The sequence below is a fragment of the Bacillus sp. FSL R10-2201 genome (assembly GCF_038008665.1).
Lineage (GTDB): Bacteria > Bacillota > Bacilli > Bacillales > Bacillaceae_G > Bacillus_A > Bacillus_A mycoides.
This window is the reverse complement of record NZ_JBBOZP010000001.1, coordinates 1,475,477-1,490,738: the sequence shown is the minus strand read 5'-3', so window position 1 is coordinate 1,490,738 and position 15,262 is coordinate 1,475,477. Positions and strand designations below refer to the sequence as shown.

Below are 15,262 nucleotides of genomic sequence, written 5' to 3'. Positions count from 1 at the left end.
CCTCTTTATTTCTTTAATTTTTTCAGTTGTTCACCAATAATATCACTTAACTGGAAAGTAGCCGAATCAGCATTTGGCTCATATTGGCTATAATCTTCTGTTACATTATTTTCTTCAAGCGTTTCTTTTATGCTTAAAGAAATACGTTTTTCTGCTACATGGACTTCAAGTACTTTCACTTTTACTTCTTGTCCCATTTCCAATACTTCATTTGGATTTTTCACGTGACGATTTGCAATTTGAGATACATGTACAAGCCCTTCAACACCAGGTAAAATTTCAACAAACGCACCGAATGTAACAAGGCGTTTTACTACTCCCTCACGAATATCTCCAGCTTTTATTTCGCCAGCAACATTTTCCCAAGGTCCTGGCTGAGCTGCTTTAATTGATAAAGAAATACGTTGCGTATCAGCATCAACAGATAACACTTTTACCTTTACCTTTTGACCTTGCTCTAATACCTCAGAAGGTTGCTCTACACGTTCGTGTGAAATTTGTGAAATGTGAACTAAACCGTCCACACCACCAACGTTAACGAAAGCACCAAAATCCGTTAATCGTTGTACTGTTCCTTCAACAATGTCCCCTTCTTTTAACGAAGAGATTGCTTCTTTTTTCTTAGAATCTAGTTCTAGTTCTACTACCGCTTTATGTGAAAGAATAACACGATTTTTTTCACGGTCTAATTCAACAATTTTCACCGCTAATGTTTTTCCTTTATAGTCAGCAAAGTCTTCTACATAATGTACTTCTACAAGTGAAGCTGGGATAAAACCACGAACACCAAGGTCCACAACTAACCCACCATTCACGATATCTTTTACAATAACATCAAATACATGACCAGAATTAAATTTTTCTTGTAATTCTACCCACGCTTTTTCTGCGTCAACAGCTCTCTTAGATAAAACAAGATCATCATCTTCTAATTTAATAATTTTCAATTCAAGTGTTTGATCTAATTCTACAACATCGCTTGCTTTTTCAATATGAACGTTAGCTAATTCACTAATCGGAATTACGCCATCTGTTTTGTATCCAACATTTACAAGAACTTGTTTCTCTTCAACTTTCGTTACAGAACCTGTAACAACGTCACCAACTTGTAATTCTTTTGAATTCATAACTTCTTCATTCATTTTCTCTACCATGGAAATACCTCCCTACAGAATTGACAAAGCATTTTTATGTATATACGAAATGAAAACAAATGTTTTCATTTGCATGTTTAAGAATTTATCATCACATATTCTGTTTCAATACAGTTCACAAGAAACTATATTAAATCTATATAAATAGTATACAGCAAAATCATCTTGAAGAAAGTATGATTTGAAATATAATAGCGAATATATTCTGACATTTTTTCCCCTCTGTAACTAACTTCTTACAAATTAGCCCATTTGTCAAGAAAAGAGACTTATAATTCACTTATCCTTTACATTTCAAAAAAAAAAAAAGAAAGAGGATAGTCCTCTTTCTTTATTTCGCAAATACTCCTGAAACAATACCCATAATTTTTTGGACAACTTCTTCAATTGATAAAGAAGTTGTATCTAATTCCAATGCATCATCAGCTTTTTTCAAAGGAGAAACTTCGCGTTCTGAATCTAATTTATCACGCCTAGCAATTTCTTCTCTTAACTGCTCTAAATTAGAATCGAAACCTTTATTCATATTTTCTAAATGTCTTCTTTCCGCTCTTTCTTCTACAGAAGCAAGCATAAAGATTTTCACTTCAGCATCCGGTAGTACATGTGTACCAATATCACGGCCATCCATTACTACGCCGCCTTTTTTAGCTAATCCTTGTTGACGACGTACCATTTCTTCACGAACAAGACGATGCTTTGCTACAATAGATACACGATTCGTCACATCTGGCGTACGAATCACTTCAGAAACATCTTGTCCATTTAAAAATACAAGTTGTGTATTTTCCCCTTGCTGAAATTCAATATTTACATTTTTTACAACTTCCATTAACTTTTCTTCATTTTCAATATCCACTTTTTGTTCAAGGGCTGCATATGTAATAGTACGGTACATTGCGCCTGTATCAATGTAAACATATGAAAGTTTTTTTGCAACAACTTTTGCCACTGTACTTTTCCCAGCAGCCGCTGGACCATCTATAGCAATCGAAATTCGTTTATCCATTGTAACACCTCATTTTTCACTTATAAAACAAAACGAAAAGCAGGTATTTTCCCCCTGCTTCTTCTCATTTGCCTCACGTCATTAAATCCTCAATAATTGTAGCATAATCCATCATAGAAGAAAATGAAAACTACTTATTCACCTGTAAGATTTCCGCCTTATTTTTCGTGACGACACCTTCGTAATAAACAATTTTCGATAAATATTTCACTGAAGATTTATGTATAAAAAGCAGTTGGACGACAGAAAGAAAAATAAATTGAATCAGTAATATACGAATTATAATTTTCTCCACTTTTTTCAAAAAAACTCACTCCTTCCCTCTCTACACTTACACATCCACTCTCATAAATTTCCATAAACAAAACCTAACCTAATAACCACTTACCGGAGCACACTTAAGGTAATTTATTTTATTGTCATTTTCTAAGCATACTTTTATACATTTTCATTGTCGAATTTACTCAAAACATGTTATGTTCTAAATGTATTTTTCAACTTGAAAGGGGTATAAGCATTGAAAAGAATCCTAGTTTTACACACAGGTGGAACAATTGCAATGGAGGAAGATAAAGAAACTGGGGTCGTACAACCAGGTAAAAAGAATCCTCTTTTAAAATTCATTCCTGATTTAGAAGGCGATGTTGATTTAATTGTCGAAGATGTGTTCCATCTTCCATCTCCTCACATGACTCCTAGCGAAATGCTACAATTGCAAGTCATCATTGACGAAAGAGTAAAACAAGACGATATTCACGGCGTAGTCATCACGCATGGTACCGATACATTAGAAGAGACAGCTTATTTTCTTGATTTAACAGTTCAAGCAACTATCCCAATCGTTGTGACAGGGGCAATGCGTTCTAGTAATGAATTAGGTGCCGATGGTCTATATAATTTCTTATCAGCTGTAAAAGTTGCTAGTAGTAATGAAGCTGCTGAAAAAGGCGTTCTAGTCGTATTAAATGACGAAATACATTGTGCTACAAATGTAACAAAAACGCACACAAGTAATGTCGCGACATTCCAAAGTCCACAGTACGGACCAATTGGCATGGTAACAAAACGTGGTGTTGTTTTCCATCATGCTTTAGTGCATCACGAAACATGCACAGTACGACAGATTTCTAAAAACGTTGTCGTTCTAAAAGCATACGCAGGTATGGATGATACATTATTATCAGCAATCGAAACACTACCAGTAGACGGAATTGTTATTGAAGCACTTGGACAAGGTAATTTACCTCCAAGAACACTTCCTAGTCTAGGGCGATTAATAGAAAAAGGCATTCCAATTGTATTAGTTTCACGCTGCTTTAACGGTATCGTTCAAGACGTATACTCTTATGAAGGTGGCGGAAAACAATTAAAAGATATGGGCATTGTTTTCACCTACGGTTTAAACGCTCAAAAGGCGCGAATTAAATTACTAGTCGCACTAGAAAACACAAACTCTCACGAAACAATCCAACATATGTTTATGCACGATTAAAAAGAAGCTGTCGAAGATTTCGACAGCTTCTTTTTAATCTTCTCTTGATGCAATGGTTTGCGCAATCGCATCTCCATGGAATCTACCGTTCTCGATAAATATTTCATTTGCGTTATTCCCCGCAGCAATTACACCTGCAATAAAAATATTTTCAGCGTTTGTTTCCATACTACCCTCTATATAAATCGGGCGCCCTGTTTCTTCATCAATCCGAACTCCCATTTTTGTTAAGAAGCTGTGGTCTGGATGGTAACCCGTCATAGCAAATACAAAATCGTTTTGAATTGTATTTGCCTCACCATCTACTGTATACGTCAACGTATGCTCAGTAATTTCTTTTACATGCGCATGGAAATGCATTTGAATTATCCCATTTCGTACTAACGCCTCAAATTCCGGCAAAATCCACGGCTTAATACTTGGCGAGTATTCCCCACCACGGTATAGAACTGTTACACGTGCACCCGATTTAACAAGCTCTAACGCTGCATCTATACTTGAATTTTTACCACCTATGACAACGACATCTCGATCAAAATAAGGGTGTCCTTCTTTGAAATAATGAGCTACTTTCTCAAGTTTCTCACCAGGTACATTCATATAATTCGGATTATCATAATATCCAGTTGCGACAACAATATATTTCGCAACATATATTTCTTTGTTTCCGTCACGCTTCGTCGTTTCAACTTTAAAAACATCACCATCTTTTTGAACTTGTTCCACTCGTTCAAATGCATTTACACGTATAGATTTACGCTTTACTACTTCACGATAATACGCAAGCGCCTGATTACGAAATGGCTTACGATTTTCTGTAATAAAAGCAACTTCACCAATTTCTAATTTTTCACTAGAGGAGAAAAATGTTTGATGAGTTGGATAATTATAAATTGCATTTACAATGTTTCCTTTTTCGATTACTAACGGATTTAACCCCACTTTTTGCAACGAAATCGCCGCTGCTAATCCGCATGGACCGCCTCCGATAATAATAACTGTTTCTTTTTGCATACTTAGTTCACTCCTAGTCTTCTACCTCTGCTCTATTTATATAAACAAGAAAAAACCTACTTACAGCAGTAGGCATCTATCTTTATTGTATTCATTTTTCATATATTTGTCATCTAAACGAAACATACATCCGATAGACATCTGCTAAAAACTGCTGAAATTTAATTCCTTGTTGCCCTAATACATTCTCAGGATCGATTTTCCGAGTAGGATCCAACGTTTTGTGTGACACAATAGCCTTTTTAGGATTTAAACCGAAATTTTGACATAAATAAGCGTGATACCACGTAAAACGAGTATACGCCTCCCAAAAGTTTACGTCGCCACCATAGCAAAGTTCAACCCCAATTGCAGCCTTATTCGCATCATAACCGAATAACTCATTATCCGTTGGCACATTGTATCGAACATGGTACGCAACTTCATTTATAGGGACAATTTCTAATATTGTTTTATCATCAATAAATGTATGCGCTGAAGCTTTCGGTTGTATTTCATTAAAGTAATCCCGATTTCCTATCGCATTGCTACCAGGGTTCCCCGTGTCATGACTTACAATAAATCTTACTTTTGAAAGAGGAATTCCTGGTCGTGAATTTCCATACCCAATATAGTTACGCTCTATAGGGAACATCGCCATTACTACCAACTCCCGCTCTAAAAAATTACCTTACTTCCTTATATATGTATTCGGTGGCAATGTCCTTATGGCATATTTCTTATGCGAAGAGAACATCGAAAATATTTGATGTGAATACCATAAATAATACAATACTTACAGCCACTCCGTAAAAACCGTAAAACCAAATACAATCTTCTTTCGTATCTAAACCGAAAAATTTATTTACCGATTGTAATAATGTGCCACGCTTGCTTTGTTTGTTTCGTAATACTTCCACTCGTTCTACAACATCTGCTGGCATCATAAATCTTTGGTCTACTGTCATTTTCATCATTTATCTCTCCTTAAAATCATTTCCGTTTTGCTTATCTAAGGAAAGTATAGCACGTTTGTTCGTATAGAACAAGCGTTCTTTTTTATTTTTTATTCTATTTTTCACCAAACCAAGTAATAATTGTGAATATAAACGCGATAATTGGTCCAACTACAACTGCACCAAATATTAAAAATAATAATCCTTCGCCGAACACCCGAACGACACTTGTTTTTCGGGCTCTCTTAGCTCTTGCAAGTTCACCCTCTAACACCTTAACCTTTTCTTCTAATTGGTCTACTCGTTCCATTATTTCATTCCCCATATACAACACCTCATTTAATACTTCAACAAAAAAACGCGATTCCCTCGAAAGGAAATCACGTTTTCTCAAAACATTATATATTATACCCAACCTCTGAAGCGACTAGCCTCAGCCATTTTACGAACACCAATCATGTATGCAGCTAAGCGCATGTTCACTTTACGAACTTGTGATGTTTCATAAATTGAATCGAATGATTTTACCATTACTTTTTCTAAACGTTGTTCTACTTCTTCTTCAGTCCAGTAGTAACCTTGGTTATTTTGTACCCACTCAAAGTAAGATACCGTAACGCCACCAGCACTTGCTAATACGTCTGGAACAAGTAAGATACCACGATCTGTTAAGATTTTTGTTGCTTCTAATGTAGTTGGACCATTTGCAGCTTCAACCACAATTTTCGCTTTAATCTTATCAGCATTTTCTTCTGTAATTTGGTTCTCAATTGCAGCAGGAACTAAAATGTCGCAATCAAGTTCTAACAGTTCTGTATTTGAAATTGTATTATTAAATAGTTTTGTTACAGTACCAAAGCTATCGCGACGATCTAGTAAGTAGTCAATATCTAATCCATTCGGATCATGTAATGCACCGTAAGCATCTGAAATTGCAATTACTTTCGCGCCTGCATCATGCATAAATTTAGCTAAGAAGCTACCCGCATTACCAAATCCTTGAACAACAACGCGTGCACCTTTAATATCAATGTCACGTTTTTTCGCAGCTTCACGAATACAAATTGTTACACCTTTTGCAGTCGCTGTTTCACGTCCGTGTGATCCACCTAATACAAGTGGTTTACCTGTAATAAATCCTGGTGAATTAAATTCATCGATACGGCTATACTCATCCATCATCCATGCCATAATTTGTGAGTTTGTAAATACATCTGGAGCCGGAATATCTTTTGTCGGACCAACAATTTGGCTAATTGCTCGTACATAACCGCGGCTTAATCTTTCTAATTCACGGAAAGACATCTCACGTGGGTCACAAATGATTCCACCTTTACCTCCACCATATGGTAAATCAACAATACCACATTTTAAACTCATCCAAATAGAAAGTGCTTTCACTTCATTTTCTGTTACGTTTGGATGGAAGCGAATTCCACCTTTCGTTGGACCAACAGCATCATTATGTTGTGCACGATATCCTGTAAATATTTTAACAGTCCCGTCATCCATACGAACTGGAATTTTCACTGTCATCATACGAATTGGTTCTTTCAATAATTCATATACTTCGTTTGGATAACCCAATTTTTCTAATGCTTCATTAATTACAATTTGTGTTGAATTTAACAATTCAAAATGTTGTTCCCCTTGTTGTTGTGTTTTCGTTTGAGTTCCCTTTTCGGCTACCATAGTAAGTAAACCCCCTGTAATTTCACTTGTTTAGTAAACCTTCATTGCCTAGTATACACCGTTAAATTTGGAATGCAATAGAAAACGCTAACAAATATATACAAACTATTTTGTATTGCAAGCGTTTTCACTATTATTATAGTCCTTTTATTGCTTTTAGAAAAGTAAAATACTTAAATATTTAAATATTTTTTATTTTCATCAAAATACATTCGATAAAACCATTATTTCATCAAGAAATACTGATTACATTTTAACATACAGATCGGCTAGTCTTGTTACCTACACTTCGTTTTATAGATTTTAGATTTTCAGCTGAATAAAAATAAAACCTCAAGCTACGTTACATTAGCTGAGGTTTTGTTTTTTCACAAAGTAATTGTATATTTGTTCAATCGCTTGAGAATCCATTAATTCTTTACCATATTCCATTACGCGGTAAATTGTTGCTGTTGACGGATTACCGTACTCCGCTAAAATAGCTATAAAATCCGCCTTCAATAATTGAAATTGCTCTTCTTCTTCTATCCAAAGATAAAAACGATCATCCCACGTATACAACTTCCCATCAGTTACACCAAGGTTATATAAGCGATTTGACAAATTGATTACATCATCTAATGTAGCAAACTCGTAAAGTATATGTTCACTTTCATCAAGAGTCACTTGCATTTCAATAAACTCGTCACGGAACTCATCTTCTGTGTCCACTTCGTAATTTTCTTTTGTTACAATTACAACCATACCTTGAGCTTGTAGAGAAAATACTTCAACAGCAATCGGTCCATCCGCTTCAAACCCTAATTCTGTATTTGCTTCTTGCATCATATCACGGAATAGTTGCTGTACTTTCGGTGCATTTCTCCACAAATCTTCTTTCGTTAATCCTCGTTCAGATAAATCATCAAATGTTAGGAAAATTTTAATCTTATTATAATTTAAACGTTCCAGTCTCATCTCATACCCTCCCTACGTAACCATTGCATCTAATTTTTATTATATGAAATAGAAAATAGATGGTTCTTTTCGAACGACTATTCCGGCATCTTTAACCATCCATCCCATTCTTCTTTCGTGTTACCAATTAGGATATTTTGAAGATTTAATTGATCTCCAATGCCTTTTCTTCCTATAAAACCACCAGAGATGTTTTCATTTTTTTCTTGCAACAAGTCAATAAATTCTACTGCCTCTTCAAGTTCTCGTTCATCATCAAAAGATATAAACAAATATTTAGGTTGTAATTGTTCAATAGCTAGTAAAATACCTTCTTCATCTAAACCTGTCCCCATATACATTGTTTGATATCCTTTTAGTCGTAAATACGTCGCGAAAATAAATCCTTTTAATATATTATTTTCTAAAACGAAAACTTTGTTAACGGAAGAATACACCGACGCATTATGATAGATCATTCCTAAACGTGTTTGTAAGAATGATACAACATATTTGAATTGCGACATTGTAATCTCATTATTACTTTTTAAAGTTAACAACTTGTTTGCCACTTGAAGAATGATGCTTGCAACAACCTTTTCCGTTGAATATATACTAAAAACCTCGTTTAATAATGCAGAAATTGTAATTTCATCAAATTCTAACAAAGCTTGTAGTATATCGTCCACTAAAACAACTTCTGTATCAGTAATTTTTTCTTTTTGAACGTTGTTCTGCAACCGATTCCCTTCTAATAACTGAACTGCTTGTCCAATCATCATCCCCTCAGAAACTTTGTTCATTAACCATTTCAAAATATGAATATGCTCTTCTGTATATAAACGATGCCCCGCACGATTTCTCTTTGGGGCAATAATATGATAGCGTCTTTCCCATGCGCGAAGTGTACTCGGTTGAATTCCGAGTATATTTGAGACAGCTTTTATATTATATTTTCCATTTGAATTCGGCATTATTTCCCTCCACATAACGTAATGATATGTGTTTGGGAAGGTGCCCGAAAACGAAGAGGGAACAATGTTGTTCCATACCCATTACTAACAAAGAGAGTCGTATTAGAATGCTTATATACGCCACCCTTTAAATACTTTTCAGATGGAAACAACCGAATCTGGCCTCCATGTGTATGTCCACTTAATACGAGCGAAATTTGTTCATTACCAGACATTTTCTTTATTATATCTGGGTTGTGACTAATTAAAATGCGAAAACCTTCTTCTTTACAATCAGACAACGCTAAATCTAAACGATCTCGTTCTAATCCAACATCATCGATACCGAGTAAGCAAATTTTCTCTCCTAATTCAGATTCAAATACAACTCTTGTATTATCTAATACCTTCACATTATTTTCTATTAATAAAGCATCTAATTCGTGATATTCAATTTCATAGTCATTATTTCCCCATACAAAATATACAGGGGCTATTTCTCTTAACTTTTGAATATTTAAAGAGATTTGCGATAAAGGTACTCCTTTTTCAGCTAAATCACCGCCAATAATTACGATATCTGCTTTTCCTTTCACTCGTTCAATTAGCGAGCTAGAAATGATCCTTCTATGAATATCCGAAATAAAAAAAACTTTAACTTTTTGAAAACTTTCCGGAAATTCTTCGAATACTAAAGTATGTTCCAACACTGTATTACGCATCGCTTCTTTATACATTCCAAGAAGACATACAAAACCAATGCATATGAGAGTACATAATAATATAATCCATGACATATATTTTTTACTCTCCCTCCTCGTAAAGTATAGTCCTTAATTTTATGTGGAGCTATATATCACTCATTTAGCTAGCTCTCATACTTCGTGGACTTATCTTTTATAGGAATTTTCAATTCTTGTCCTACCTTCACTTCGTCTTCTTGTAAATCATTATACTTTTTTATTATTTCTATCCCATCTTCATCTGAGAAATATTGCTTCGCTATACTTTCTAAAGTTTCTCCATCTTTCACAACATGAGTTGCTACTTTCTCAGGCTGCTTCTTTGATTCAGTCTTAGCGGAATCAAAGAAAATTACTTCAAACGCACTTTTCTCAGCATTATTACTATCACTTTTTACCTGTATATACTTATCCGTATACCATAGGATACTAATAGGTAACAATATGAACAAAAATGTTAACACTCGGACGAAAATGTGATTCATTTTAAACTTTGGTTTGTTCTCTTTATTTCTATGAATTTCACTACGCGGCGGTAAACTTTCATCTTCTTCCACTTGCTCAACTTCTAACTCCTCTTCAAAATCAGGAATTCGTTTTCTCATGTTGTTCACCACCACCTTCCATTTATTTTCTTAATTGGAGCCCCATTATAAAATCAACAAGAAAGTGTGCAAAGATTGTTATAAACAAATTTCCTGTCCACTCGAATACATAACCAAAAACAAAACTAATAAAGCAGACGAAACAAAACAAAAAAGGCTTCGTTATATACCGAATATGTAACACAGCAAAAATTAAACTCGCTATTACAATTCCGAAATGAGTCTGCACTACACCTCTAAATAAAAACTCTTCCGCAAAGCCAATAATAAACGTGATAACGAGTAAATGCATGACAGAAATCCCTTGAAACATTCTATCGTTAATGCCACCATCATCAAACCAAGATTCTGGAAACACTCGCATTGCAACATAATCTAATAACACAATACAAATCGCTAACAAGCTACCTATTAAAAGTATAGAAACCGGTTCCCATTTCCATAAACTATAAACTTCTCTTTTATCTTGAAATAATATATATGCTAGTAAACAACCGATACCAATAATGATTAGTTGTGTTATGTAGAGATTCAGTCTTATTTCTCTCGGACTCATATCTTCAACATTATGCCTTTGAATGTTCATCATTCCTCCATCTTTCCTAGGCCGAAAAGCTTTTGTAACTCTGTTTCCCAATTATAGTCGAAAACTAACTGTTGCGCTCGTCTTTTTTTATAATCCGTTTTTGTAATACCACAGTAATCACAACAGTTTTCTATCTCTTTTTCTTTTCTATAACCGAATTGTTGTAATAAATATTCACGTCTACATCCTTGAACTTGTATCCATGACTTCATATTTTCTAACTCACTATATTTATTACGCATTCTCACTTCCACTTCCGCTATTAATCTGTGCATTATTTCATCTGACAAGCTCTCTAGCATGAGATTTCGCTGTTGTATGATTCCAAGATGTTCGAGATGATAACGTGTAAAGCGCCAATACTGTTCATTAAATCTTGCTGCATTATAACAAATTTCTTCTACATCTTCTAATGGTAATACTTTCGTTTGAAACATTCTTTCTTGTAGTAACGAAAATAAAAATTGTATTTGCGATTTACTTGGTAATTCATCTTCAATGATTGAAATTGGCAAATCGTGATCCAATGGACTACATAATAAAATGGCTATACTCAATTCTCCATCTCTTCCGGCTCTTCCAATTTCTTGTAAATAGGAAGCTACATTTGTCGGATATTGAAAATGAATAATATATCTTGTATTCGCCTTATTTACCCCCATCCCAAAAGCACTTGTACATATTACAATTTGCAACTGGTCATTCATAAACTGTTGTTGAATTAACATACGCTCTTCATGTTCCATACCACCATGATAAAAAGCTACACCTGTAATTCCTTTTCCTCTTAAATACTCGGTTAAACGCTCTGTCCAGGCCCTACTTGAACAATAAACAATACCAGGGCCTTGCAAATACATTACATGCTCAAAAAGCGCCTCTTTTTTTTCTTCTATTGTTTCCACAAATTGCACTTCCATCGCAATATTTGGACGATCAATTGAGTACACATGCTCAGCAATATTTTTTAGATTTAAACTTTCCGCTATATCTCGCAGTACATCCTTTGTCGCAGTTGCTGTTAATGCTAGTACTGTCGGAGATCCGATACTCTCAATTACTTTATCTAATTTTTTATAATCTGGCCGAAAATCATAGCCCCATTGTGAAATACAATGCGCTTCATCTACGACAAATAATGAAATATGAATTTTTTTCAATTCTCTTATTAGAAGTTCCGACTGCAACATCTCTGGTGATACGAAAACAAATTTATAAAAAGATAGCTTTTTCATTGCTTCTCTTTTTTCAATTAACGTCCGAAAACTATTCAATGCAATAACTCGATTTTTCACGACATACTTTAATTGCGTAACTTGGTCTTCCATTAAAGATAATAATGGTGATACAACAAGCACCGTACCCTCTTGCAGAAGCCCCGGAAGTTGATAACACATTGACTTTCCCCTTCCAGTCGGAAGCATTGCTACAACATCTTTTCCTTCCAATAAGTCCGTAATAACTCCTTTTTGCCCCGGACGAAATTCAGAATATCCAAACCACTTATATAAATATTCCTCAAGCTTCATTTATACCCTCCATCCGTGCCAATACAAGACGTACTTCAAAATAAGAGATTTCCTCTCCAACCGCTTGCTTCAACACACGCAATTTACGTGTTTGTAATGCTTCAATTACTTTTGTTACTTTTTCCATTTTTTCTTTTTCCATAAACATTTCAATAGAAAATTCTTTTTCTCGTAAAGCAATTTCTACAAAATGGTCTTCTATCGTGGCAACCTTCAAATTCCGAATTGTTGCTATTTCTTCTAAAGAGCGTCCTTGTCTCCAAAGATTATATGTTTTTTTTGTTGATAAACTAAATAAATCAGCTTTCTCATTTGGATAAGATATAATTTCAGCTAATAATGGAAACTCATTTTCTTTATTGCGAACTTCTTGAATAAGGAAATGAATTGTACCCCAAAATAAAAAATACACTCGAAATATATCTTGTTTCGTAATTTCCGCTAATTGTTGTAAAGTACACCCAATACGTTTATACCCAGTTAACCGATATATTACGATTGTCGCCTCTACTGGATTATTTTTTTGTAAAAGAGTATGCATTTCCTTCCATAATCTTTTAGCCAATTCACTTCTCATATACGGTATTCCAGTGAGAAAACGTTTCACCCACATCATTATTTCTGTATCCTGTTGAATTGGAATAAATTTCGTATTCGCCTGTTGTAAATTCGAAATGGTTTGAACGATCAATGATAATCTCTTCCAAAATGTTTCACCTATTTCACCATAGTGTAAACCATTTAAATATGTCGGAAAGGCAAAGTCACCTTCCCATTTGTTTAATTGCACGTTACCAGCAGTCGTTAACACATATGTATTATCATGTATACCTTGAACTAAATCCGTTTGTAACAACTTTGCAACTTCTTGATCATAATCAGCTCTATTTAATGACTTATAAATCCCAAACAAAAAAGAAATTTGAAACATATTCCCATCTTGTAATGTTTGCGACGATCTCTTTCCTTTTAATAAATAATAAATCGAAGAAACGGTTCTTTCACCATTCAATTGTTTTAAACAATATAATAAAGTATATTGTAGCTGCATTACCGCTTCCACCTCTCAGTCTAACTTCATTCCTTTTTCAATACGATTGCACATTAACTGCTATTCATTTAACTTATCATATTCACACTACATGCTTGTATATATTCTATTGTATCAAACGAAATAACATTTAAGTATTTTGAAAATCTTATGAAATAATTCAAAAATAAGTTGACACTCTAATTGATAAGCATTATCATTATAATTTTATGTTGAAAAGTTTTTAAAACCGTTTTACAATAAGATTATAATTTTTTGGCGAACTTTTCACATACATATTATCAGGAGGGAAAAAATATGGCAAAATATACAATCGTTGACAAAGATACTTGTATTGCATGCGGTGCTTGTGGTGCTGCTGCACCAGACATTTATGACTATGATGATGAAGGCATTGCATTTGTAACATTAGACGATAACCAAGGTATCGTTGAAATTCCAGATGTATTAATTGAAGATATGATGGATGCATTCGAAGGTTGTCCAACTGACTCAATTAAAGTTGCTGACGAATCATTTGATGGCGACTCTTTAAAATTCGAATAGTCTTTTATTAACTTCAAAAAATCCCCCTCATACTTATGAGGGGGATTTTTTGCACTCTTTTTCATTCTCACTAACAAAAAAACCATTAGCAGTTACGCTGCCAATGGTTTAATATTTTTAAGCATTTTTCATTTTTGCAAATACCCATACTTTCAAGCGTGAAAATAGTGCTACAAATACAATTGTTACAACAATTCCTTTAATTACATTAAACGGTAATATCGCCGTTACAATAGTTTGTCGCATAATATCACTAGACATAGCTGGTGAATTTAAAAACCAAGTGTACGCTGGTAAAATAATAAAGTAGTTTAACACACTCATAATAACTGTCATAGTAATTGTACCTAGCATTAATCCTGTCGTTAAACTTTTTACTGTGCGATACTTTCGGAATAAGAATGCTGCTGGACCAATAAATAAACATCCCGCTATAAAGTTTGCTACTTCTCCTACTGGTACTCCCGTTAAACTTCCTTGAATTCCGTAATGCAAAATATTTTTTATCGCTTCTACAATTACACCTGCAATTGGACTAAAAATTATCGCCGCAATTAAAGCTGGCACATCACTAAAATCAATTTTTAAAAATGGCGGAAGCCCTGGGAATGGAAAATCCAACATCATTAGTAAATACGCAATACTACTTAGCATCGCTACACTCACCATCTGCACTACACTGTTTTTTTGTTTCATCTTTCTCTCTCCTTTTCCATCGATCTTCTCATGGAAAGTGGAAAGGTTCTGCTATGCCTATTTTTTCATAGAACGAAAAAACCCTTTGTGATTTACACAAAGGGAGAATTTTAAGGCACATCAAACAGACGTTCAAATACTTATCTTTTTTGAACGCTTGAACCTCCATCTTCTCCCATCCAGACTGTACTGTCGGCTTTGGAATCACACCAAATCCTGCCTTAACGGCTCGCGGGCTTAGAACGAAATTATTAAATGTTCATCACCGCCGGTCGGGATTTTCACCCTGCCCCGAAGATAGACCGATATTCTATTTTCCAC

18 protein-coding genes and 1 riboswitch are annotated in these 15,262 nt (G+C 34.5%); of the genes, 2 read left to right on the top strand and 16 right to left on the bottom strand.

Annotated features, from left to right (window positions below; translation table 11 throughout):
• Window positions 1–5: 5 nt before the first annotated feature.
• The 3 genes from rpsA to NSQ69_RS07760 all read right to left on the bottom strand — a co-directional run bounded on the left by rpsA (window position 6) and on the right by NSQ69_RS07760 (window position 2,467).
• Window positions 6–1,154 carry a 30S ribosomal protein S1 gene (gene rpsA, locus NSQ69_RS07770; protein WP_002126412.1) on the bottom strand — a complete coding sequence of 383 codons (1,149 nt, stop codon included), beginning with the start codon at window positions 1,152–1,154 and terminating at the stop codon, window positions 6–8.
• A 331-nt stretch (window positions 1,155–1,485) separates the two neighbouring features.
• Window positions 1,486–2,163 carry a (d)CMP kinase gene (gene cmk / locus NSQ69_RS07765; RefSeq protein WP_002011798.1) on the bottom strand — a complete coding sequence of 226 codons (678 nt, stop codon included), beginning with the start codon at window positions 2,161–2,163 and terminating at the stop codon, window positions 1,486–1,488.
• A gap of 130 nt (window positions 2,164–2,293) precedes the next feature.
• A complete protein-coding gene (locus NSQ69_RS07760) occupies window positions 2,294–2,467 on the bottom strand; it encodes a DUF5359 family protein (protein ID WP_002135263.1) in 174 nt (57 codons plus the stop codon).
• 213 nt (window positions 2,468–2,680) lie between these two features.
• Between NSQ69_RS07760 and ansA the strand changes: the two genes are divergently transcribed.
• The gene (ansA, locus tag NSQ69_RS07755) at window positions 2,681–3,655 is read left to right on the top strand and encodes an asparaginase (RefSeq protein ID WP_002030754.1); all 975 of its coding nucleotides are present in this window, start codon (window positions 2,681–2,683) and stop codon (window positions 3,653–3,655) included.
• Between the two features lie 33 nt (window positions 3,656–3,688).
• Here the strand turns inward: ansA and NSQ69_RS07750 are convergent, their stop codons facing one another.
• From NSQ69_RS07750 to NSQ69_RS07695, 12 genes are all read right to left on the bottom strand, one after another.
• A complete protein-coding gene (locus NSQ69_RS07750) occupies window positions 3,689–4,669 on the bottom strand; it encodes a YpdA family putative bacillithiol disulfide reductase (RefSeq protein ID WP_341099118.1) in 981 nt (326 codons plus the stop codon).
• A 109-nt stretch (window positions 4,670–4,778) separates the two neighbouring features.
• Window positions 4,779–5,309, bottom strand: coding sequence for a peptidoglycan recognition protein family protein (locus NSQ69_RS07745; RefSeq protein ID WP_002011791.1), 531 nt, complete (start codon window positions 5,307–5,309; stop codon window positions 4,779–4,781).
• A 79-nt stretch (window positions 5,310–5,388) separates the two neighbouring features.
• Window positions 5,389–5,625: a DUF3961 domain-containing protein gene (locus tag NSQ69_RS07740; RefSeq protein WP_002011789.1), complete on the bottom strand. Its 237-nt coding sequence runs from the start codon at window positions 5,623–5,625 to the stop codon at window positions 5,389–5,391.
• 94 nt (window positions 5,626–5,719) lie between these two features.
• Window positions 5,720–5,929: a hypothetical protein gene (locus NSQ69_RS07735; RefSeq protein ID WP_002126403.1), complete on the bottom strand. Its 210-nt coding sequence runs from the start codon at window positions 5,927–5,929 to the stop codon at window positions 5,720–5,722.
• An 80-nt stretch (window positions 5,930–6,009) separates the two neighbouring features.
• Entirely contained in the window at window positions 6,010–7,296 is a 1,287-nt protein-coding gene (gene gudB, locus NSQ69_RS07730; protein ID WP_000225168.1) for an NAD-specific glutamate dehydrogenase, read from the bottom strand.
• Between the two features lie 348 nt (window positions 7,297–7,644).
• Window positions 7,645–8,253, bottom strand: coding sequence for a genetic competence negative regulator (locus NSQ69_RS07725; RefSeq protein WP_002126401.1), 609 nt, complete (start codon window positions 8,251–8,253; stop codon window positions 7,645–7,647).
• Window positions 8,254–8,330: 77 nt separating this feature from the next.
• Window positions 8,331–9,206: a MerR family transcriptional regulator gene (locus tag NSQ69_RS07720; protein ID WP_002126400.1), complete on the bottom strand. Its 876-nt coding sequence runs from the start codon at window positions 9,204–9,206 to the stop codon at window positions 8,331–8,333.
• Window positions 9,206–9,982, bottom strand: coding sequence for a metallophosphoesterase (locus tag NSQ69_RS07715; RefSeq protein ID WP_002126398.1), 777 nt, complete (start codon window positions 9,980–9,982; stop codon window positions 9,206–9,208). The genes NSQ69_RS07720 and NSQ69_RS07715 overlap by 1 nt, the downstream gene beginning before the upstream one ends.
• A 71-nt stretch (window positions 9,983–10,053) precedes the next feature.
• Window positions 10,054–10,533, bottom strand: a complete 480-nt coding sequence (locus tag NSQ69_RS07710) for a LysM peptidoglycan-binding domain-containing protein (RefSeq protein ID WP_002126396.1) — start codon at window positions 10,531–10,533, stop codon at window positions 10,054–10,056.
• Window positions 10,534–10,555: 22 nt separating this feature from the next.
• Window positions 10,556–11,119 (bottom strand): CPBP family intramembrane glutamic endopeptidase, encoded by a 564-nt coding sequence (locus NSQ69_RS07705; protein ID WP_002064506.1) that lies wholly within the window; start codon window positions 11,117–11,119, stop codon window positions 10,556–10,558.
• Window positions 11,119–12,648 carry a RecQ family ATP-dependent DNA helicase gene (locus tag NSQ69_RS07700; RefSeq protein ID WP_002086642.1) on the bottom strand — a complete coding sequence of 510 codons (1,530 nt, stop codon included), beginning with the start codon at window positions 12,646–12,648 and terminating at the stop codon, window positions 11,119–11,121. Before NSQ69_RS07700 ends, NSQ69_RS07705 begins: the two co-directional genes overlap by 1 nt.
• On the bottom strand, window positions 12,638–13,699 hold the full coding sequence (locus tag NSQ69_RS07695; protein ID WP_002086645.1) for a helix-turn-helix domain-containing protein: 1,062 nt from the start codon (window positions 13,697–13,699) through the stop codon (window positions 12,638–12,640). The genes NSQ69_RS07700 and NSQ69_RS07695 overlap by 11 nt, the downstream gene beginning before the upstream one ends.
• 297 nt (window positions 13,700–13,996) lie before the next feature.
• Between NSQ69_RS07695 and NSQ69_RS07690 the strand changes: the two genes are divergently transcribed.
• Window positions 13,997–14,245, top strand: coding sequence for a ferredoxin (locus tag NSQ69_RS07690; RefSeq protein WP_001151994.1), 249 nt, complete (start codon window positions 13,997–13,999; stop codon window positions 14,243–14,245).
• Between the two features lie 117 nt (window positions 14,246–14,362).
• Here NSQ69_RS07690 and NSQ69_RS07685 read toward each other — a convergent pair whose 3' ends face one another.
• Complete coding sequence (locus tag NSQ69_RS07685) at window positions 14,363–14,941, bottom strand: ECF transporter S component (RefSeq protein ID WP_002011769.1); 579 nt, start codon at window positions 14,939–14,941, stop codon at window positions 14,363–14,365.
• 163 nt (window positions 14,942–15,104) lie between these two features.
• A riboswitch (FMN riboswitch) is annotated at window positions 15,105–15,244 on the bottom strand.
• Between the last annotated feature and the right edge of the window lie 18 nt (window positions 15,245–15,262).